The organism is Microbacterium sp. NPDC089321 (genome assembly GCF_040684935.1).
Lineage (GTDB): Bacteria > Actinomycetota > Actinomycetes > Actinomycetales > Microbacteriaceae > Microbacterium.
The window spans coordinates 1,375,054-1,394,986 of record NZ_JBFBGX010000001.1; the positions used below are offsets into that span (position 1 = coordinate 1,375,054).

Annotated in this window: 23 protein-coding genes; 15 read left to right on the plus strand and 8 right to left on the minus strand. The window is 71.3% G+C overall.

From position 1 onward, the window contains the following. The 5 genes from radA to AB0N59_RS06395 form a co-directional block, all read right to left on the minus strand. Positions 1-1,368, minus strand: a complete 1,368-nt coding sequence (radA, locus tag AB0N59_RS06375; protein WP_363480360.1) for a DNA repair protein RadA — start codon at positions 1,366-1,368, stop codon at positions 1-3. Between the two features lie 205 nt (positions 1,369-1,573). After that, positions 1,574-2,293 (minus strand): ATP-binding cassette domain-containing protein, encoded by a 720-nt coding sequence (locus AB0N59_RS06380; protein ID WP_363480363.1) that lies wholly within the window; start codon positions 2,291-2,293, stop codon positions 1,574-1,576. Further along, positions 2,290-3,099 carry an ABC transporter permease gene (locus AB0N59_RS06385; RefSeq protein WP_363480366.1) on the minus strand — a complete coding sequence of 270 codons (810 nt, stop codon included), beginning with the start codon at positions 3,097-3,099 and terminating at the stop codon, positions 2,290-2,292. Before AB0N59_RS06385 ends, AB0N59_RS06380 begins: the two co-directional genes overlap by 4 nt. Beyond that, complete coding sequence (gene modA / locus AB0N59_RS06390) at positions 3,096-3,908, minus strand: molybdate ABC transporter substrate-binding protein (protein WP_363480368.1); 813 nt, start codon at positions 3,906-3,908, stop codon at positions 3,096-3,098. The genes AB0N59_RS06385 and modA overlap by 4 nt, the downstream gene beginning before the upstream one ends. Continuing rightward, positions 3,905-4,306, minus strand: a complete 402-nt coding sequence (locus tag AB0N59_RS06395) for a TOBE domain-containing protein (protein WP_363480371.1) — start codon at positions 4,304-4,306, stop codon at positions 3,905-3,907. Before AB0N59_RS06395 ends, modA begins: the two co-directional genes overlap by 4 nt. 151 nt (positions 4,307-4,457) lie before the next feature. On the opposite strand from AB0N59_RS06395, the gene AB0N59_RS06400 reads away from it, so the two are divergent. Genes AB0N59_RS06400 through AB0N59_RS06415 form a run of 4 tightly spaced genes read left to right on the plus strand, consistent with a single transcriptional unit; the run spans position 4,458 to position 7,544 of the window. Next, entirely contained in the window at positions 4,458-5,609 is a 1,152-nt protein-coding gene (locus AB0N59_RS06400) for a ThiF family adenylyltransferase (RefSeq protein WP_363480374.1), read from the plus strand. Continuing rightward, entirely contained in the window at positions 5,606-6,829 is a 1,224-nt protein-coding gene (gene glp / locus AB0N59_RS06405) for a gephyrin-like molybdotransferase Glp (protein WP_363480377.1), read from the plus strand. Before AB0N59_RS06400 ends, glp begins: the two co-directional genes overlap by 4 nt. Beyond that, a complete protein-coding gene (gene moaC / locus AB0N59_RS06410; protein ID WP_363480380.1) occupies positions 6,829-7,308 on the plus strand; it encodes a cyclic pyranopterin monophosphate synthase MoaC in 480 nt (159 codons plus the stop codon). Before glp ends, moaC begins: the two co-directional genes overlap by 1 nt. After that, positions 7,308-7,544 (plus strand): MoaD/ThiS family protein, encoded by a 237-nt coding sequence (locus AB0N59_RS06415; RefSeq protein WP_363480383.1) that lies wholly within the window; start codon positions 7,308-7,310, stop codon positions 7,542-7,544. The genes moaC and AB0N59_RS06415 overlap by 1 nt, the downstream gene beginning before the upstream one ends. Positions 7,545-7,559: 15 nt before the next feature. Here AB0N59_RS06415 and AB0N59_RS06420 read toward each other — a convergent pair whose 3' ends face one another. Beyond that, entirely contained in the window at positions 7,560-7,985 is a 426-nt protein-coding gene (locus AB0N59_RS06420) for a molybdenum cofactor biosynthesis protein MoaE (protein ID WP_363480386.1), read from the minus strand. Then, a complete protein-coding gene (locus AB0N59_RS06425; protein WP_363480389.1) occupies positions 7,982-8,458 on the minus strand; it encodes a MogA/MoaB family molybdenum cofactor biosynthesis protein in 477 nt (158 codons plus the stop codon). The genes AB0N59_RS06420 and AB0N59_RS06425 overlap by 4 nt, the downstream gene beginning before the upstream one ends. 80 nt (positions 8,459-8,538) lie before the next feature. Here AB0N59_RS06425 and AB0N59_RS06430 point away from each other — a divergent pair, with 80 nt between their 5' ends. Beyond that, entirely contained in the window at positions 8,539-9,207 is a 669-nt protein-coding gene (locus tag AB0N59_RS06430) for an ArsR family transcriptional regulator (RefSeq protein ID WP_363480391.1), read from the plus strand. A 127-nt stretch (positions 9,208-9,334) separates the two neighbouring features. On the opposite strand, the gene AB0N59_RS06435 is transcribed toward AB0N59_RS06430, so the two are convergent. Then, positions 9,335-10,111: a hypothetical protein gene (locus tag AB0N59_RS06435; protein WP_363481234.1), complete on the minus strand. Its 777-nt coding sequence runs from the start codon at positions 10,109-10,111 to the stop codon at positions 9,335-9,337. A gap of 106 nt (positions 10,112-10,217) precedes the next feature. Between AB0N59_RS06435 and AB0N59_RS06440 the strand changes: the two genes are divergently transcribed. The 10 genes from AB0N59_RS06440 to AB0N59_RS06485 all read left to right on the plus strand — a co-directional run bounded on the left by AB0N59_RS06440 (position 10,218) and on the right by AB0N59_RS06485 (position 19,933). Beyond that, positions 10,218-11,261: a hypothetical protein gene (locus AB0N59_RS06440; protein WP_363480394.1), complete on the plus strand. Its 1,044-nt coding sequence runs from the start codon at positions 10,218-10,220 to the stop codon at positions 11,259-11,261. Between the two features lie 52 nt (positions 11,262-11,313). Next, positions 11,314-11,979 (plus strand): GntR family transcriptional regulator, encoded by a 666-nt coding sequence (locus tag AB0N59_RS06445; RefSeq protein ID WP_363480397.1) that lies wholly within the window; start codon positions 11,314-11,316, stop codon positions 11,977-11,979. 128 nt (positions 11,980-12,107) lie between these two features. Beyond that, entirely contained in the window at positions 12,108-13,292 is a 1,185-nt protein-coding gene (locus AB0N59_RS06450; protein ID WP_363480400.1) for a branched-chain amino acid ABC transporter substrate-binding protein, read from the plus strand. Between the two features lie 70 nt (positions 13,293-13,362). Further along, positions 13,363-14,250: a branched-chain amino acid ABC transporter permease gene (locus tag AB0N59_RS06455; RefSeq protein WP_204976726.1), complete on the plus strand. Its 888-nt coding sequence runs from the start codon at positions 13,363-13,365 to the stop codon at positions 14,248-14,250. A gap of 1 nt (position 14,251) precedes the next feature. Then, on the plus strand, positions 14,252-15,409 hold the full coding sequence (locus AB0N59_RS06460; protein ID WP_363480402.1) for a branched-chain amino acid ABC transporter permease: 1,158 nt from the start codon (positions 14,252-14,254) through the stop codon (positions 15,407-15,409). Continuing rightward, complete coding sequence (locus AB0N59_RS06465; RefSeq protein ID WP_363480405.1) at positions 15,406-16,329, plus strand: ABC transporter ATP-binding protein; 924 nt, start codon at positions 15,406-15,408, stop codon at positions 16,327-16,329. The genes AB0N59_RS06460 and AB0N59_RS06465 overlap by 4 nt, the downstream gene beginning before the upstream one ends. Beyond that, on the plus strand, positions 16,326-17,036 hold the full coding sequence (locus AB0N59_RS06470) for an ABC transporter ATP-binding protein (RefSeq protein ID WP_204974560.1): 711 nt from the start codon (positions 16,326-16,328) through the stop codon (positions 17,034-17,036). The genes AB0N59_RS06465 and AB0N59_RS06470 overlap by 4 nt, the downstream gene beginning before the upstream one ends. 124 nt (positions 17,037-17,160) lie before the next feature. After that, entirely contained in the window at positions 17,161-18,321 is a 1,161-nt protein-coding gene (locus AB0N59_RS06475) for an FAD-dependent oxidoreductase (protein WP_363480410.1), read from the plus strand. Further along, positions 18,318-18,563: a (2Fe-2S)-binding protein gene (locus tag AB0N59_RS06480; protein ID WP_363480413.1), complete on the plus strand. Its 246-nt coding sequence runs from the start codon at positions 18,318-18,320 to the stop codon at positions 18,561-18,563. The genes AB0N59_RS06475 and AB0N59_RS06480 overlap by 4 nt, the downstream gene beginning before the upstream one ends. Continuing rightward, on the plus strand, positions 18,560-19,933 hold the full coding sequence (locus AB0N59_RS06485) for an FAD-dependent oxidoreductase (protein ID WP_363480416.1): 1,374 nt from the start codon (positions 18,560-18,562) through the stop codon (positions 19,931-19,933). The genes AB0N59_RS06480 and AB0N59_RS06485 overlap by 4 nt, the downstream gene beginning before the upstream one ends.

The following is a 19,933-nucleotide window of genomic DNA, read 5'->3' on the forward strand; positions in this document are numbered from 1 at the left end:
TCAGAACGGGGGGATCGCGGCCTCGGGTCGGCGATCGGTCGTGCGCGAGCGGATGTCGCCCAGCGCCGAGCGCAGGGTCTTCGACCGGTCGTCGACAACCTGCTGATAGCCCAGCCGCGCCGCCTCGCTTCGGCGCTGCGGCGCCTGCGTCACCGGGCGGATCTCACCCGCCAGCGACAGCTCGCCGACCGCCGCGATCGTGCGCGGCACCGACCACTGCCGGATCGACCCGGCCACCGCCACGGCGATCGCGAGATCAGCGGCCGGCTCGGTGAAGCGCACCCCGCCCACGGTCGACACGTACACGTCGAGCTTCGACGTCGCGATACCCGCCCGCCGCTCGAGGATCGCCAGCACCATCGCGACGCGCGACGAGTCGAGGCCGTGCACCACCCGCCGCGGGTTCGGCGCGTTCGACTCGATCGTCAGCGCCTGCACCTCGACCGGCAGCGCACGCCTGCCCTCGAGCGCGATCGCCACGCACGTGCCCGGCTCGGCGGTGCCCTGCGACAGGAACAGCCCGCTCGGATCGGGCACCTCCGAGATGCCCGATCCGGTCATCTCGAAGCATCCGACCTCATCCGTCGGACCGAACCGGTTCTTCAGCGCGCGGATGAACCGCAGCGCCGTCTGACGGTCGCCCTCGAAGTGGCACACCACATCGACCAGGTGCTCGAGCACCCTGGGGCCCGCCACCTGCCCGTCTTTCGTGACGTGGCCGACGATGATCACGGGCAGCCCGCGGTCCTTCGCGATGCGGATCAGCGACGCCGCGACCTCGCGCACCTGACTCGGCTGGCCCGCGGCGCCGTCGATCAGGCCCGATGCCACCGTCTGCACCGAGTCGACGATCACCAGGTCGGGCTTGACCTCGTCGATGTGCCCGAGGATCGTCGCCAGATCCGTCTCGCTGGCCAGATACAGCTCGTCGTGCAGCGCATTCGTGCGCTCGGCGCGCAGCCGCACCTGCGCAGGAGACTCTTCGGCACTCGCGTACAGCACCCGGCGACCCGTTCGCGCGGTCGAGGCCGCGACCTCGAGCAGCAGCGTGGACTTGCCCACCCCTGGTTCGCCGCTCAGCAGGATCGCCGCCCCCGGCACGATGCCGCCGCCCAGCACCCGGTCGAACTCGCCGACACCGCTGCTGCGCCGCGGCGCATCGGCCGTCGTGATCTGCGTGATCGGGCGCGCGGCCCTGCCCGCCAGCGGCGCCACCGCCTCGGTCTGCTTCACCAGGCCGGTCTTCGCACCCTGCTCCTGCACAGTGCCCCACTGCTGGCACTCACCGCAGCGGCCCACCCACTTCGCCGTCGTCCAGCCGCATTCGGAGCAGGCGAAAGCGGGGGGAGCGGGTCTGCGGGTGGCCATTGCTCAAGGCTAACCGTGGGGGCGGACGTTCCCCTTTCATGGGTGGGCGGGCTTCGGGATGCTCCCGCTGCTCGCAGAGCGGGTGCCCCTCCCGCTTCGCGGGTCCCTCCCCGATGCTCGCATCGGGAGCATCCCTGCGCCCTCGACTGCATGTGTGGCTGCGGGCCACCCTCGAGGAGCGAGAAGGGGAGGGAGGGGGCTGAGGTCAGGCGGTGGCGGCGACGGCTCGGGTGAACGGGGACGCGGGGGCGGCCAGCACGTCGCTCAGCGCGCCGTCCTGCGTGATGCGGCCGTTCTCGAGGATCAGGAGACGAGGGGCGAGAGACTGGGCATCCGCGAGGGTGTGCGAGACGATCACCGTCGTCGTGCCATTCAGATGCCCGCCGACGACCTCACGCAGCTGAGCCGCCGCCTGCACGTCGAGAGAGCTGAACGGCTCATCCAGCAGCAGCAGCCGCGGGCGGGCGGCGAGAGCACGGGCAAGGGCCACGCGCTGACGCTGGCCGCCGGAGAGCTGATCCGGGCGGCGGTCGCCGAGGTCCGCCAGGCCGATGCGGGGCATCCACTCCTGCGCGATCGTCATCGCCTCGGCCCGGGACGACCCCGCCGAACGCGCGGCGAACGCGATGTTGCCGACGGCGGTCATGTGCGGGAAGAGCAGCGGATCCTGCCCCAGCAGGCCGATCGCGCGCCGGGACGGAGGCGTGTGGCGCCGGGGGTCGGCGAGAACCGCCCCGTCGATCGCGACGTGTCCGGCGTCGAGGCGCGTGAGACCGGAGAGCGCGTCGAGCAGCGTCGTCTTGCCCGCCCCGCTCGGACCCATCACCGCCACCACCTCGCCGGGCTGCAGCGACAGCCGCACGTCGAGAGACGCGTGCGCCACGACGACGTGCGCGTCGAGGGCGCCGGTCGCCTCCGCGCTCACTTCAGCGCCCCCGGCCGCCAGGCGCGCACCAGCAGCAGCACGACCACCGCCGTCGCGAGCAGCAGGATCGACAGCGCCACCGCCGTCTCGCGACCCGTGCCCGCGCCGTTGAACGCCGTGTAGATCGCCAGCGGCATGGTCTGCGTGACGCCGGGCGCATTGCCGGCGAACAGCGCCGTCGCGCCGAACTCGCCGATCGCCCTCGCGAAGCACAGGATGACGCCCACGACGATGCCCGGCGCGGCGAGCGGCAGGGTCACATGCCACAGCACGCGCCACGGCCGCGCCCCCAGGGTCGCCGCGGTGCGCTCGTACCGGCCGCCGACGCTGCGGATCGTGCCCTCCACCGCCAGCACGAGAAACGGCAGCGCGACGAACGCCTGCGCCAGCACCACGGCGGCGGGGGTGAACGGCAGGGTCACGTCGAAGGCATCCGACAGCATCCGCCCGACCGGGCTGGTGCGACCGAACAGGAACAGCAGGGCCACCCCGCCGACCATCGGCGGCAGTACGAGCGGCACCGCGACGAGCGCGCGCAGCAGCGCCGACACCCGCGGACCCGACCGTGCCATCAGCAGAGCGAGCGGCAGTCCGAGCACGAGGCACAGCGCCGTCGCGCCGAGACCGCTCAGCACCGACAGTCGCAGCGCGTCGAGAGCGGCGGGGGAGGTGATGTCCTGCCAGAGCGTCGCCCACGACGCGCGGCCGACGAGGGCGACGAGCGGCAGGATCAGCAGCGCCACCCCCAGCACCGCCGGTGCGACCAGGGTGAAGGGGGTGCCGGTTCCGGTGTCGCGGCCGGTCACGGATGCCCGAATCCGAGGTCGTCGAGGATCCGCTGCGCCTCTGGTCCGCGCACGAACTCGGCGAACGCGACGCCCGCCCCGCTCGCGCCGTCGAGAGCCGCGACCGGGTAGCGGTTCACCGCATCGCGCCAGTTCTCCGGCCGGAAGCTGCAGACCTCGGCCGCCGACGCCTCGCACGGGCCGTCGGCCGGACGCGCGTCGGTCGCGTAGACCAGGCCCGCGTCGGCTTCGCCGGCGGCGACCTTCTGCAGCACGGCGGTGACGTTCTGCTCGAGGCTTGCCGGCGTCACCTCGATCCCGGCCCCGTCGAGCAGCGTCGACGACGCCTTGCCGCACGGCACCTCTGGTGCACACAGCACGGTGACCGCGTCGGCCAGGTCGGAGAGGGCCGTCACCCCACCGGGGTTGTCGGGCGGGGTGATCACGACGAGGGTGTTCGTCGCGAAGATCCGGGGGTCCGAAGCCAGGCCGTCGTCGACGAGCAGCTGCATGCTGTCTTCATCGGCGGTGGCGAGAACGTCGGCGCGGGCGCCCTCCTGCAGCTGCGTGACCAGGGTGCTCGAACCGTCGTAGACGATCGGCTTCACGTCGACTCCCGGATGCTGCTGCTCGAACTCCTCGGCGATCTCGTCGAACGCGGTGCGCAGCGAGGCTGCGGCGAAGACGGTGACCTCGCCGGTGAGGCCGGGTCCCGACGTCGCCGACCCGCCTTTCTCGTCGCCGGGCACGGAGGAGTCGCGCGGGGATGCCGCCGCGCATCCGGTGAGCATCAGGGCGCCGAGCAGCATCCCGGCGGCCACCCGCCTCACGGGTGCCCTCCCTGCGGGGTCTCGACGATGACGTTCGTCGCCTTGACGATGGCCGTCGCGAGCGATCCCGGCTCGAGGGCCAGCTCGCGCACGGCTTCGGCCGACATCAGCGAGACGATCCGGTGCGGCCCCGCCTGGATGTCGACCTGCGCCATCACCCCGTCGGCCTGCACGCGGGTCACCAGGCCGGTGAACCTGTTGCGGGCGCTCGAGAGCGGCCCGCGCTCGTCGTCGCCCGACTCGGCGAGGCGCTGCGCGTGAGCGGCGAGGGCGTCGCCCGGGACGCGCGTCGGGGAGTCGCCGGTCACCGGCAGAGCGCGCTGGTCGATCCACCGGCGCACAGTGTCGTCGCTGACGCCGAGCAGCCGGGCGGCATCGGCGATGCGGTACGAGGTCATAGTCCTGAGACTAGGCGGCTGGGTTCCGCAGATCCAGAGGATTCAGTGCTGATCTTCCGCAGATGCGGAAATCTGAGTCGCCATTCTCGCGATGCGGATTTCCTGCTCTCGTGGCTGGCATGTGCGGCCTCGGAACCGTAGCCTCGGAACCATGCCCCTTCCGCCGCTCGTCGAGCCCGTCGCCGCCCTGAGCGACGCCGAGAGCGCCCGCACGGCGCGCCACCAGGTGCTCGCGGGCCTCGGCGAGATCGGTCAGAGACGCCTGCGCGCAGCGCACGTCGCCGTCGTCGGAGCGGGCGGGCTCGGCGCCCCCGTCGTGCTCGCGCTCGCCGCAGCGGGCATCGGCGAGATCACCGTGATCGACGACGACGATGTCGAGCTCTCGAACCTGCAGCGCCAGGTCATGCACCGCGGCAGCGACGTCGGCCGGCCGAAGGTCGACAGCGCGGTCCGCGTGGCAGCCGATCTCTCGCCCGAGACGCTCGTGCACGCGAAGCGCGCGCGACTGGCATCCGGCAACGCCGCCGACCTGCTCGCCGGCGCCGACCTCGTCATCGACGGCACCGACACCTTCGAGACCCGCCTCGAGGTCGCCGCGGCGACCGAGCGCCTCGGCATTCCGCTGGTGTGGGGCGTGATCCAGGAGTTCGCGGCGCAGGTCACGATCTTCTGGTCGTCTCCGCCGCAGGGCACGGACGCCGTGGTGCTGAGCGACCTGTACCCCGCGGGCAGCGTCGGCGAGCTGCCGACGTGCGCAGCCGTCGGCGTCTTCGGGGCGCTGTGCCTGCAGGCCGGATCGATCCTCGCGATGGAGGCCATCAAGCTCATCACCGGGATAGGCGACCCGCTGCTCGGTCGCGTGCTGGTGATCGACGCGCTGCGTGCGAAGACCGCAGAGGTGCCGCTGCGCCCGTCGCGTGCGACCGCGCAGGCGCCGCAGCCCGAGCGCGCGCCGCACATCGCGGTAGCGGACCTCGAGGCCGAGATCGCCGCCGGCGCCGCACTGCTCGACGTGCGGGAGGACGCCGAGGTCGCGGCGGGCATGATCCCCGGCGCACAGCACGTGCCGCTCGCGCGGGTGCTCGCCGATCCCGCCGCGCTCGACGCCGGCCGCGTCGTGGTCATCTGTCAGGTCGGAGCCCGCGCCCGCCGCGCCGCCGACGCGCTGCGCGCCGCCGGTGCCGACGCCGTCGTGCTGGCCGGGGGGATGGATGCCTGGACCGGCTTCGAATCGCTCGACTTGCGGCATTCCGAGGTCGACGGCGGCAAGATGAGCGATTCGAACGCGGGAGCAACGGCATGAGAACCGTCGAACAGCAGCTCGACATCGTGCTCGCCCAGGTGCGGCGGCGATCGCCGGTCACCGTCGCGCTCGATGACGCTCGCGGACTGTTCCTGGCATCCGACGCGCGCGCCCTGAGCGCCGTGCCGGCCTTCGACAACTCCGCGATGGACGGCTTCGCCGTGCGCTGGGCCGATGTCGAGAGCGCGAGTCCGGAGCAGCCCGTGACTCTCCGCGTGATCGCCGACATCCCGGCCGGCAGCGCCCTCGACCCCGCGATCGGCCCCGGCGAGGCGGCCCGCATCATGACCGGATCGCCCACGCCGAGCGACGCCGACGCCATCGTGCCGTTCGAAGACACGGCGGGCGGGCTCGACGACTCGCTCGACACCGCCGTCGTGCGGCGTGCTCCGAAGGCACCAGGACTGCACATCCGCCGCACGGCCGCCGACACGGCGGAGGGCGACGTCGTGCTCGCCGCAGGGACGCAGCTCGGCCCGCGGCAGCTGTCGGCCCTGGCATCCGCGGGAATCGCCCAGGTCGAGGTCGCGCCCCGCCCCCGGGTCGCGATCGTCTCGACCGGCTCCGAGCTCGTGCCGGTCGGCACCCCGCTGCAGCGCGGGCAGATCCCCGAGTCGAACGGCATCCTGCTCGCCGGTCTCGCGGCAGACGCGGGCGGCGAGGTCGTGCTGCGCCGCGTCGTCGACGACGAGGGTGACGGTCCCGCAGACGCCGTCGCAGAGGCGAAGGCGCTCGATGCCGACGTGATCGTCTTCTCCGGCGGCGTGAGTGCGGGCGCCTACGAGGTGGTCAAGCAGAGCCTCGGCGAGAGCATGGAGTTCTCGAAGATCGCCATGCAGCCCGGCAAGCCGCAGGGCTTCGGCGCCGCCGACGGCATGCTGATGTTCGGACTGCCTGGCAATCCGGTGAGCGCCGCGGTCTCGTTCGAGGTGTTCGTGCGTCCGGCCCTGCTGCGCATGCAGGGGGCTGCCGGCATCCACCGGCCGAAGCGGATGCTGCCCGCCGGCACCGACTGGACCACGCCGCCCGCCCGGCGCCAGTACCTGCCCGCCGTGATCGACCGCACCGACCCCGCGCGCCCCGTGGTGCGCCCGGCGACCGCCGGCGGATCCGGCTCGCACCTCAGCGTGGGGCTCGGCGCGGCCGAGGCCTACGCGATCGTCCCCGCCGAGACGGAGCGCGTCTCCGTCGGCGATCTCATCGAAGTCATGGAGCTGTGATGACCTTCACCCACCTGGATTCCGCCGGCCACGCCCGCATGGTCGACGTCACCGAGAAGACCCCGACCGTCCGAGCGGCGACCGCGAAGGGCTTCGTGCGCTGCGCCGCCTCGACCGTCGAGCTGCTGCGCGACGGCTCGGTGCCCAAGGGCGATGTGCTCGCGGTCTCGCGCATCGCGGGCATCCAGGCCGCCAAGCGCACCCCCGAGCTGCTGCCGCTCGCGCACGTGATCGGCGTGCACGGCGCGGTCGTCGACCTCGCGATCGAAGATGAGGGCGTGGCGATCGAGGCGACCGTGCGCACCGCCGACCGCACCGGCGTCGAGATGGAGGCCCTCACCGCCGTCTCGGTCGCGGCGCTCTCGGTGATCGACATGATCAAGGGCGTCGACAAGTCGGCGTCGATCGAGAATCTGCGCATCACCGCCAAGGAGGGCGGCCGCAGCGGATCATGGCACCGCCCTGGTGAGGGCGCCTGATGGCGGCCACCGTGCGGTTCTTCGCCGCAGCTCAGGAGGCGGTCGGCAGCGACACCCTGACCACGGATGCGCAGACGCTCGGCTCGCTGAAAGAGCAGCTGCTCGCCGGGCATCCGGCGCTCACCGGCATCCTGAACCGATGCGCGGTGCTGGTCGACGGCGCCCGCGTCGATGACGCGTTCCCGCTCGCCGAGGCCCAGACGATCGACGTCCTGCCGCCCTTCGCCGGAGGCTGACGGCGACGGCGGTGTTCAGCCGCCGATGCCCTTCCAGGCCGTCGTGCCGTCGGCCTCGACCTGCCTCTTCCAGATCGGCAGGTCGCGCTTGATGGCTTCGATCACCTCGCGGCACACCGAGAACGCCTCATCGCGGTGCGACGATGCCACGGCGATCGCGACGGCGGCCTCGCCCACGCCGAGATGGCCGATGCGATGGCTGACCGCGACCAGGGCATCCGTTCCCTCGGCCGCGGCCTCCGCGATGCGGTGCAGGGTGGGCTCGGCGTCGGGGTGCGAGGTGTACTCCAGCGCGACGACGGCGTCGGCGGCATCCGGATCGTGGTCGCGCACGCGACCGACGAACGTCGTGACGGCACCGGCGGTGGTGCTGTCGACGGCGGCGATGTGCTCGTCGAGCGACAGGGGCTGCTCGGTGATGCGAGCGAGGCGGACGGTCATCGGTGGTCCTCTCCGTGGAGCTGGCTGAGCACGTGCGCAGCCGTCGACAGCACGATCGGCATGCCCTCGGCGACGGCCTTGGGCGAGCCGGGCAGGTTGACGATCAGGGCGTCGCCGACGACGCCGGCGAGTCCGCGGGTCAGCATCGACATGGGCGTCGAGGCGAGACCGGCGCGCCGCAGCTCTTCGGCGATTCCGGGAACCTGCCGCTCGATCACGCGCGCCGTGCCCTCCGGGGTCTGATCACGGGGGCTGACGCCCGTGCCGCCGCTGGTGACGACGAACCGGATGCCCGTGCCGAGAAGCTCGCGGAGCGCCTGCTCGACGGCATCCGCCCCGTCGGGCACGATCCGCGCGTCGTCGCACGCGAAACCCGCCTCGCGCAGGGCGGCGACCGCGACCGGACCGGCGGTGTCGGCGCGCACGCCTGCGGCCGACCTGTCTGAGACGGTGACGACGGCGGCGGCGATCATGCCCTCCACACTATCCGCGCGACGGGTTATTCACGGCCCCTGTCCGTGCAGTGGAACGGCAGCTCTGGGATCATGGAGGCATGTCGATCACCGGGGTCGCCTACGGACCGATCTCCAGCTACTCGCGCGTGCGCATCCTGCATCTCGTGCAGGAGCGGCCCGAGCGCACGATCGGCGAGCTCTGCGACGCGACCGGGCTGCACGCGAACACGATCCGCGAGCATCTGCAGCGGCTGATCGAGGGCGGCTACGTCATCCAGGCGACCGAGCACCGCACCACCCGCGGACGCCCTCGCACCCTCTACAGCGCGGCGACCGGAGCGCCCGAGGCGTCGAGCCCGATCGCCCGCGAGAAGATCGCCGGCGCCGCGCGTCGGGGCGACGTGATGCGCAGCATCCTGTCAGAGCCCGGATCCGACCTCGGCCGCGAGGCGACCTACCAGCTCGACGCTCTCGTCGAGCACCTCGAGGAGAGCGGCTTCGAGCCGATCGTCGACGAGGACCGGATGACCGTCGACCTCACTCCGTGCCCGCACGCGGCCAGCGCTCCCGAGCACAGGCCGATGCTGTGCCAGGTTCATCTCGGGCTCATGCAGGGCGTGCTCACGCAGGCCGGCGGACCGATCGCCGCCGAGTGCGTGCTCGCCTCCCAGCTGCCGGAGGAGTGCACTGTGCAGCTCAAGGTAGCCGGGCAGCTCAAGGTGACCGGTCAGCTCAAGCTGACCGGACAGCTGCCGCTCACCGCCTGAGCGCGCTCGCGGCCTTGCGCTCGCGCGGAGATGTACGCCTGCCGCGGAGGAATCCGCGTCATCCATCCGCGCGAAGCGCGCATTCCCGCGCCAGGCGCACGCCGCCGTCGCCGCGTCGAGCCGGTACTCAGCTGTACAGGGACTCGGTCGGCTCCATCACGATGCCGTGCGCCTCGAACGCCTGCCGGCGCTCTTCGATGCGCCGGTGCATCTCGGCCTGCGCGTCGGCCACGAGGGATGCGGGCAGGTCGACGGATGCCGGATGCGGGTCGGCGTGACCTGCGGCCAGGTACGCATCGAGCTCGGGGCCCGAGGTCCACGAGCAGATCAGGGAGTAGCGCGGCTCGGACCCGCGGTGCCAGACGGCGTGCCAGAAGCGCTGCGTGTCGACGATGATGCGCGAGCCCGCGTGCAGCGGCAGGCGGATCTCGGTCGTCGGGTCGAACCGGTCGGAGCGAAGGATCAGCAGCGAGTCCGGGTCGTCGGTGAGGTTGAGCCAGGCCCGCACGACCCAGCCGGTGCCCTCGGTGTTGAGGCGGTTGTTGTCGTCCTGATGCAGGTTGTAGATCGCATCGGCGTAGGTGTTCGGCTGCAGCTCGATGACCCGGCAGCGGCCGACGTTCGCCCCCGGCTCGAGCGCGCGGGCCTGCAGCGTCGGCGCCTTCGCGACCTGCGATGCGATCCACACGCCGTCCTTGTCGGTGCGAGGAGGCGTGTGGTTCCAGAATCCGTTGCACTCGACGTCGCCGGCATGGCTCGCGAGCGGCGCGAAGCGGGTGATGCCCGACGAGCGCCAGCCGACGTACTCGAGGTCGTGCCACTCGGCGGGGTCGCCGGCCTGATCATGGCGGTCGAGCACGACGTAGCCCGTCTCGCTCAGGGCGGGTGAGGTGAGGAATCCCATCGCGCTTCTCCGTTCTGGCATCCGATCTCACTCCGATCCTAATCCGCGACGTCACATGGCGACTCGGGCGCGGCCGGACAAAACGCCCTCGCCCTACGCTGAGGGCATGACCAAGCCCCACGGCGCGCTGCTCGTCGGCAGCGTGAACTACGACGACGCCGAGAAGACCCTGCGCACCGCGGCCGAGGTGCTCGGCCCGCTGCTCAAGCGCATCCCCGACGGTGAGGTGGGGCGCCGCTTCCACTGGATCATGTTCCAGCCCGATGTGCTCGGCGAGGCAGAGGGGATCGAGCGGATCGGCGCCGAGCCGGTATGGCTGCGCGACCTCGACGCCCGCCCGCTGCGCATCGCCGACGGCGCGGACCCGTCGTCGCTGCAGCTGCCCCCGCTCGGCTACGCCGACGCGGCGATCGAGTCGTACGAGATCTTCCGCAGACTGCGCGACGAGGGCGCCATCGCCGATGGCGTTCGCTTCCAGGTCTCGCTGCCCACGGCCGTCGCGGTGGTCGGGTCGTTCTTCTTCGGAGACGATCGGGAGGCCATCGAGCCGGCGTACACCGCCGCGCTGCTGCGTGAGCTCGAGCAGATCATCACGGCGATCCCCGCCGGCGACCTGGCCGTGCAGTGGGACGTCGCGAGCGAGATCGGCATCATCGAGCGCGCATCCGGCTATGGCAGCACGATGGAGGCGTGGTGGGACGGCGACCCCTTCGACGGGCTGGTCTCACGGCTCGTCGCGCTGGTGGATGCCGTGCCCGAGAGCGTCGAGGTGGGCGTGCACCTCTGCTACGGCGACGCGGGGGAGCGGCACTTCGTCGAGCCGAGCGATGCGGGAACCCTGGTGCGCTTCGCCAATGCCGTGCTCTCCCGCGCTCGTCGGGATCTCACCTGGCTGCACCTGCCCGTGCCGATCGAGCGCGACGACGACCCCTTCTATGCTCCTCTCGCCGAGCTGGCCCCGGTCGCCGAGCTGTACCTGGGTCTCGTGCATCGCGAAGACGGGGTAGAGGGCGCCGAGCGGCGCATCGCCGCGGCGTCGAAGGTCGTGCCTGCTTTCGGCGTGGCCACGGAGTGCGGCATCGGGCGTGCGCCGGCGGGCACCACCGAGGGCATCTTCGAGACCCACGCCGCTGTCGCACCCCCGTGGTGACATCGGCCGTGGGTACCATATGACGCATGACCACCCACTGCCGGATCAGCCGATGAGCGGCTTCGCGACCCTGCTGTCGCCCGCCGAGAGCCTGCGCGAGCAGGTCGAGGCGCACCTGTCGGCGCGCATCGTGTCGGGCGAGATCCCGCCAGGGCAGGTTCTCACCGTGCCGACGCTGGCCGGCGACTTCGGGGTGAGCGCGACGCCCGTGCGCGAGGCCATGCTGAACTTGGCCCGCCGAGGATTCCTGCGTCCGATCCGCAACCGCGGCTTCGAGGTCACCGAGGTCTCGGCCGACGAGCTGCGTGAGCTCAGCGAGGTGCGCATGCTGCTCGAGGCGCCGCCCATGCGGGCGGTGGCCGGCACGCTCGACGCCGAGACCGAGTCCGCGCTCCGGTCGATCGCCGATCGCCTCGTCGAGGCCGCGAGGCGGGCGAAGTTCGACGAGTACCTGATGGCCGACACCGAGTTCCACCTGCGCATCCTCGAGTGCACGGGCAACCGCAAGCTCGTCGAGACCGTGCGGGAGCTGCGTCAGCAGACGCGGCTGGTCGGTCTGGTGCAGCTCGCCGAGACGGATGCCCTGATCGCGACCTCGCTCGAGCACGCAGAGCTGGTCGATCTGCTCGTCGCCGGTCGTGGCGAGGATGCGGAGGCCCTCATGCGCCGCCACATCCGTCACGTCGGCGGACTGTGGAGCGGTCAGCAGGAGGACTGAGAGTCACGGACCCGCGGCCCTAGGTCACGGATTCATCTCGGGGCGTTCCCAACGACCCGGTGCGGGAGTAATGTGTCACGTGCTATCCCGGTGGGACATATGCAATGAGGCATCCAGGAGGACCATCCATGCACACCCGAACCCCGCGCATCCGCCGCGCACTCTCCATCGCCGCCGCCGTCGGCGTCATCGCCATCACCGCCGGCTGCTCCGGCGGCCTCGCCTCCGACGGGGGCGACGACAAGGGCGGCGACGGCCCGATCAAGCTCGGCATGCTCGCACCCTTCTCGGGCAGCGAGTCGGCCTTCGGCGACTACATGAAGAACGGCGCGCAGCTCGCCATCGACGAGATCAACGCCGACGGCGGCATCGACGGTCGTGAGCTCGAGCTCGTCGTCGAAGACGACGCGTGCGACGCCACCACCGCCGTCGCCGGTGCCAACAAGCTCGTGACCGAGGGTGTCGTCGCATCCGTCGGCGGCTACTGCTCGGGGGCCACCCTGCCCACCCTGCCGATCTTCGACGAGGCCGGCGTGCCGATGGTGATCCCGGCAGCCAACTCGAACGAGCTGGTCAAGCAGAAGCTGCCCGGAGTGTTCCTCATCAACGGCACCGGAACCCAGCAGGCCGAGGCCGCGGTGACCTACGCCCAGAAGACGGGCGCGAAGTCGGTCGCCGCGATCAACGACGCCACGGCCTACGCGAAGGACCTCGCCGACTCGTTCGAGGCCCAGGCGAAGGAGGCCGGCCTCACCGTCGACTTCAACGCGGTCGTCACCCCCGGTGAGAACGACTACGCCGCGGTCGCCACGCAGCTCGCGGATGCCAAGCCCGACCTCGTCTACTGGACCGGCTACTACCAGGAGGGCGGTCTCATCGCCCGCCAGTCGAAGGACGCCGGATTCGAGGGGACGTTCCTCGTCGGCGACGGCTCTGTCGACGCCAAGTTCGCCGAGATCGCCGGCAAGGGATACACCGAGCACGTGCTCGGCACGTTCACCCAGACGCCCGACATGCTCGAGGGCGCAGACCAGTGGATCGCCGACTACAAGAAGCTCGCGGGTGCCGACCCCGGTCCGTACTCGACGCAGGCGTACGACGCCGTCAACGTCGTGGCCGAGGCCATGAAGGAGGCCGAGGGCACCGACTTCGACAAGGTCGTCAAGGCGCTCGAAGGTCTGAAGGACTTCGAGACCCTCGGCGGGCCGCTCACGTTCATGCCCGACCACACCCGCTCCGGCGGCGGCTTCGTGATCGTCTCGATCGATCCGGCCTCCGGCCAGTTCGTGCTGAAGGACGACCTGCAGGGCTGATCCGATCCGGGCGGGGCGACATGTCGCCCCGCCCGCTTCGCCTCCCCTTCTCGGAAGGACATCCCCTGTGATGCAACTCATCTGGAACGGGCTGATCGTCGGCTCGTTCTACGCCCTCGTCGCGCTCGGCTACAGCATGGTCTACGGCATCATCAAGCTGCTGAACTTCGCGCACGGCGACATCTACATGCTCGGCGCCTTCGCCGGCTTCGCGACGCTGTCGGCCTTCGGCATCTCGAACGAGTCGTCGATCCCGCTGCTGCTCGTGATCCTGCTGCTGTCGATGGTCACCACGGGCCTGATCGGCGTCGCCATCGAGCGGGTCGCCTACCGGCCGCTGCGCAAGAGCCCCCGCCTCGCCGTGCTGATCACCGCCATCGGCGTCTCGTTCACGCTCGAGTACGCCGTGCGCCAGATCTTCGGCCCCAACCCCGAGGCCTTCCCCGTCCGGCTCGAATCGAGCGGGTTCGCCTTCGCAGGCATGCGCATCACGGCCGCGCAGATCGTGCTCGTCGTGATCGCCGCAGCCCTCATGCTCGTGCTCGCCCACATCGTCGAGCGCACCCGTCAGGGCCGCGCGATGCGCGCGATCGCCCTCGACCCGCAGGGCGCGCAGCTCATGGGCATCAACGTCAACCGCGTGATCGCGACCGTGTTCTTCATCGGCTCCGCGCTCGCCGGAGCCGCCGGAGTGATGGCAGGCGCCTACTACGGCTCGATCGACTTCCTGATGGGCTTCATCATCGGACTGAAGGCCTTCACGGCAGCGGTGATCGGCGGCATCGGCAACCTCTACGGCGCCATGCTCGGCGGACTGCTGCTCGGACTGCTCGAGTCGTTCGGGGCCGCGTGGTTCGGCGGCGAATGGCGAGACGTGTTCTCGTTCGCCTTCCTCATCCTGTTCCTCACTTTCAAGCCGACCGGCCTCCTCGGAGCCCGCGTCGTCGAGAGGATGTGACATGTCCCGCTCACTGAAGACGCGAGACTCGGCGCTGCGCGCGCCCTCCCCGCTGTTCGACCGGCCAGACGCGCCTGGTGGCATCTTCACCTCCAACCGCGGGTTCCTGCGGGCGCTGGGTATCGTCGCCGTCGTGCTGCTGGCCGTGCTGCCATTCCTCGACGCGTCGCGGTACACGATGTCGATCGCGACCAGCGCGCTCATCTACGTGATGCTCTGCATGGGGCTGAACGTCGTGGTCGGCTACGCCGGCCTGCTCGACCTCGGCTACATCGCCTTCTTCGCGGTCGGCGCCTACGTCTCCGGCATCCTGACCACCGTCGTCGGCTGGCCGATGTGGATGGCGCTGCCGGCGACCGTGCTGGCCTGCATCGTCGCCGGTGTGATCATCGGCGCCCCGACGCTGCGGCTGCGCAGCGACTACCTCGCGATCGTGACGCTCGGCTTCGGCGAGATCATCCGCATCACGGCGAACAACCTCCAGATCACCGGCGGGCCCTCGGGCATCCACGGCATCCCGACCTGGCAGTTCGGCGACTGGAGCTTCGCCGACGGCTTCACCGTCTTCGGGCTCGAGTTCCCGCAGCGCGTGGTGTTCTACTACTTCGTCGGCATCGTCGTCGTGCTCGTCGGCGTCATCGGCGCCGGCCGGCTGGCCCGAGGCAAGCTGGGACGCGCGTGGAAGGCCGTTCGCGACGACGAGGACGCGGCCGAGGCGATGGGCATCAACACCTACGTCGCCAAGATCACCGCGTACATCATCGGCGCCGTCTGGGCAGGAGTCGCCGGTCAGCTGATGGCCACGCACCTGTCGGCGATCAGCCCGAACAGCTTCCAGTTCCTCTACTCGGCGCTGATCCTGATGGCCGTCGTGCTCGGCGGCATGGGCTCGACGCCCGGTGTGATCATCGGTGCGCTGTTCGTCTCGCTCGCGCCTGAGCTGCTGCGCGACTTCTCGGAGTGGCGCTTCCTGATCTTCGGCATCCTGCTCGTGGTCGTCATGCTGTTCCGCCCCGCCGGACTGTGGCCGTCGACCGCGGTGCTGCCGTGGCTGAAGAGGCAGAAGCCGGTTCCGCCGCCCACGGCGGGGTTCATGGCCGTTCCCTCGCCCTCAGCCAATGAGGATCTCGAGACCGTCGAAGGGGAGGAGAGCCGATGAGCGCGCTGCTCGAGGTCTCGGACCTGCGTCTGCAGTTCGGCGGCGTGAAGGCCGTCGACGGGCTGAGCTTCTCGGTCGAGTCCGGCGAGATCCTCGCCGTGATCGGCCCGAACGGCGCGGGGAAGACGAGTGCGTTCAACTGCATCTCGGGCTTCTACCTGCCCACCTCGGGGTCGGTCGTGTTCGACGGCAACGACATCGTTCGCGAGGCGCCGTCGATCTGGCGCACCCTGCGCCTGGTCGATCTGCTGCAGAGCTTCGGGTTCTACCGGGTGCTGCCGTCGCGGGTAACGAAGTGGGGCATGGCGCGCACGTTCCAGAACCTGCGGCTGTTCCGCGAGCTGAGCGTGCTCGACAACGTGAAGACCGCGATGCACGCCAATCTGCGCGAGGGCTTCTGGGCGACCCTGCTGCACACCCCCGGCTACCGCCGGGCCGAGCAGGAGTGCGCGGACCAGGCCAGGGGCTGGCTCGACTTCGTCGGGTTCACGGGCGACGAGAACCTCTATGTCACCCAGCTGCCGTACGGCGAGCAGCGCCGGGTCGAGATCGCCAGGGCTCTGGCGACGTCGCCCAAGCTGCTGCTGCTCGACGAGCCGGCCGCCGGCCTGAACTTCAACGAGAAGCAGTCGCTGATGCAGCTGATCCGCCGCATCCGCGACCTCGGTGTCGCGGTGGTGCTCATCGAGCACGACATGGGGCTGATCATGGAGCTGGCCGAGCGCATCGTGGTGCTCAACTACGGCAAGGAGATCGCCGTCGGCACTCCCGAGCAGATCAAGAACGACCCGGTCGTGATCGAGGCGTACCTCGGCGTCGAGGACGAGCCGATCGACGACACGAAGCTGCAGACGGGCACGGTGGATCTGTCGCTGCTCGACACCGGATCCGACAAGACCCGCAGGGAGAAGCGCTCATGAGCACGCTGACCGTCGACGCCGCCGAGGTCTACTACGGACGGGTGCACGCGCTGCGCGCGCTGAGCTTCGAGGTGCGCGAGGGCGAGATCGTCTGCCTGCTCGGCAACAACGGCGCGGGCAAGTCGACCACGATGAACATGCTGTCAGGCCTCGTTCGCCCGAAGTCGGGCACGGTGCGCTGGGGCGACATGGATCTCGCGACCGCGAAGCCGTGGGACATCGTGTCGGCCGGGCTCATCCACGTGCCGGAGGGTCGGCGCATCTTCTCGACCATGACCGTGCACGAGAACCTGCTGCTCGGCGGGTACACGGTGCGCGATCAGAAGAAGATCGCCGAGCGCGTCGATCAGGTCTACAGCCTGATGCCGCGGCTCGCCGAGCGCCGCAGGCAGCAGGGCGGCACTCTCTCGGGCGGCGAGCAGCAGATGGTCGCCATCGGGCGCGCCATCATCGGCGGTCCGAAGCTGCTGCTGCTCGACGAGCCGTCGATGGGGCTCGCCCCCCTGGTCGTCAAGCAGGTCATGGAGACGGTGCAGGCGGTGAACGCGCAGGGCACGACGGTGCTGCTCGTCGAGCAGAACGCCAGGGCAGCGCTGAAGATCGCCGATCGCGCGTACGTCGTCGAGACGGGCAGCACGACCCTCGAGGGTCCGGCCGCCGAGCTCGCGGCGGATGCCAGGGTGATCGACGCCTACCTGGGCGGCTGACCGCCCTTCAGTCAGAACGGGGATGCGCCACTCCGGCGGGGTGGCGCATCCTCGTTCCACAGAGTAATATGTCACACGTCACCCTCGCGCGGAGGGGACATCAGCCCGCAGGGAAGGGGGAGCGATGCGGATCATCGTGATCGGCGCCGGCGCTGTCGGCGCGGCATGCGCACTCGCCCTCACCGAGGCCGGTGCCGAGGTCGTCGTCATCGACCGCGTCGGCGTGGCGGGCGAGACCTCCAGCCGCTGCGAGGGCAACATCCTCGTCTCCGACAAGGAGCCAGGCGCAGAAGCGCTCATGGCCATAGAGGCGAACCGCGCCTGGCGCGAGCTCGCCGAACGGCTCGACGGCGACCGGGTACCAGGTCAGCCGGCCACCGAGTTCGAGGCGAAGGGCGGCATCGTGGTCGCCTTCGACGGCGGGGCCGATGCTCTGCAGCGCTTCGCCGACTCGCAGCGCGGCATCGGTATCCGGGCCGACGTGCTCGACGAGCGCGCGCTGCGCGCCGCCGAGCCGCACCTCGCACCCGACATCGCGCTCGGCGTGCACTACCCCGACGACGCGCAGGTGCAGCCGAGCCTCGCGACCCAGGCGATGCTCGCCCGGGCGCGCCACCTCGGCGCGCAGCTGCGCATCACCGAGGTCACCGGGGCCGTCGTCGACGCCGATCGCGTGCGCGGCGTGCTCACGCCCACCGGGCGCATCGACGCAGACGCGGTCGTCAACTGCGCCGGCCCCTGGGCCGGAGACGCGGCGGCGCTGTTCGGATCGACCCTCGACATCCGCCCCCGGCGCGGCACCATCCTGGTGACGGCGCCGATGCCGCAGCGCGTCTTCCACAAGGTGTACGACGCCGACTACGTCGGAGCCGTCGGGTCGGGGGACGCAGCGCTGCAGACCTCGACGGTCGTCGAATCGACCCCCGGCGGCACGGTGCTGATCGGATCGAGCCGCGAACGCGTGGGCTTCTCGGACGAGGGTCTGCTCGAACCCCTCGCCGAGATCGCAGCCAAGGCGGCCCGGCTCTTCCCGTTCCTGCGCGACACCATGCTGCTGCGCACCTACTTCGGCTTCCGCCCGTACGCCCCCGATCACCTTCCGGCCATCGGACCGGATGCCAGGATCGCCGGCCTCTTCCACGCCGCCGGGCACGAGGGGGCAGGCATCGGCCTCGCCCCGACCACCGGCGCGCTCATCGCGCACGCGGTGCTGGGAGCCGAGGCGCCGCTCGACCCGAGGCCGTTCCTGCCCGCGCGTGCCGGCCTGCAGGGGGTGGCGGCATGAGCATCCGGATCGATTTCGACGGGCAGCCGCTCGACGGCCGCGACGGTCAGAGCATCGGCGGCATCCTGCTGTCGAACGGCCACCGCACCTGGCGCACGGCCGGCGGAGCCGAACGGGGCATCTTCTGCGGAATCGGCATCTGCCAGGACTGCGTCGTGACGGTCAACGGCGTCGAGGGCGTTCGCGCCTGCCAGCGCACCGCCTGCGACGGCGATCGCGTCGAGCGCGAGGTGCGGGCATGAGCGCCCGCCGCATCGTCGTGATCGGCGCCGGGCCCGCGGGGCTCGCCGCCGCAGCATCCGCCGCCCGCGCCGGAGCCGACGTCGTGATCGTCGACGAGGGCGAGCGCGTCGGCGGGCAGTTCTGGCGGCACCATCCCGCCTTCACCGACCAGCGGCTGCAGCACCAGCTCGGCAGGTTCCGCGCGCTCGAGAGCGCCCTCGCCGGCGTGCGCGTGCTCTCGTCTGCGAGCGTCTGGCGCGTCGAGAGCGGTGCACCCCTGCGGGTGCACGCCCTCGTCGGACCGGTCGACGGCACCGAGCGGCAGGGGGAGACCCTCGAGGCGGATGCCGTCGTGCTGGCCACCGGCGCCCACGACCGCGTGCTGCCCGTGCCCGGCTGGACGCTGCCCGGCGTCACCTCGGCCGGCGCGGTGCAGGCCCTCGCGAAGCGCGACGGCGTCGCCCTCGGCACCCGCACCGTCGTGGCGGGGGCAGGGCCGTTCCTGCTGCCCGTCGCACAGAGCATCGCGATCCTCGGCGGCGACGTCGCCGAGGTCGTCGAGGCCGCCTCGATCGGCACGATCCTGCGCGGCTGGGGCGCCCGCGCGTGGGAGCTCACCGCCGCCGCGGGCAAAGCCGGCGAGCTCGGCTCGTACGTCGCCTCGCTCGTCAAGACCCGCACCCCGTACCGCTTCGGCAGCGCGGTGACCCGCATCCACGGCGACTCCGTGGTCGAGGCCGTCACCGTGCAGCGCATCGACGCCGACTGGCGCCCCGTCGCGGGCACCGAGCGCACCGTCGAATGCGATGCCGTCGCTCTCGGGCACGGGTTCACCCCTCGGCTCGAGGCCGCGATCCAGTTCGGCTGCGACATCACCCCCGAGCGGTTCGTCCGCGCCGACGAGCAGCAGCTCACGACGGTGCCGGGTGTCTTCGCCGCCGGTGAGATCACCGGCATCGGGGGAGCCGACGCCGCGCTCGCCGAGGGCGAGATCGCGGGGCTCTCGGCCGCGGGCATCCGGGCATCCGACCCGCTGCTGCGCGCCCCCGTCGCCGCCCGCCGGCGCATGCGCGCCTTCGCCGCACGGCTGGCGACGCACGCCATCCGCCCGGGGTGGACCGCCTGGCTCGACGACGACACCATCGTCTGCCGCTGCGAAGCGGCGACGAAAGCGGCGATCGCCGAGTACTCGGCCGCCTCGTCGCGCGGCATGCGACTCGCCACCCGCGCCGGCCTCGGCGCCTGCCAGGGCCGCACCTGCGGCCGCAGCGTCGAAGACATCCTCGGCGCACCCAGCGGCATCGACCGCCGCCCCGTCCTGTCCTCGGTGCGCATCGGCGAGCTCGCCGCGCACCGTCCCACCCACCCACTCATCGAAGAAGAGAGCTGA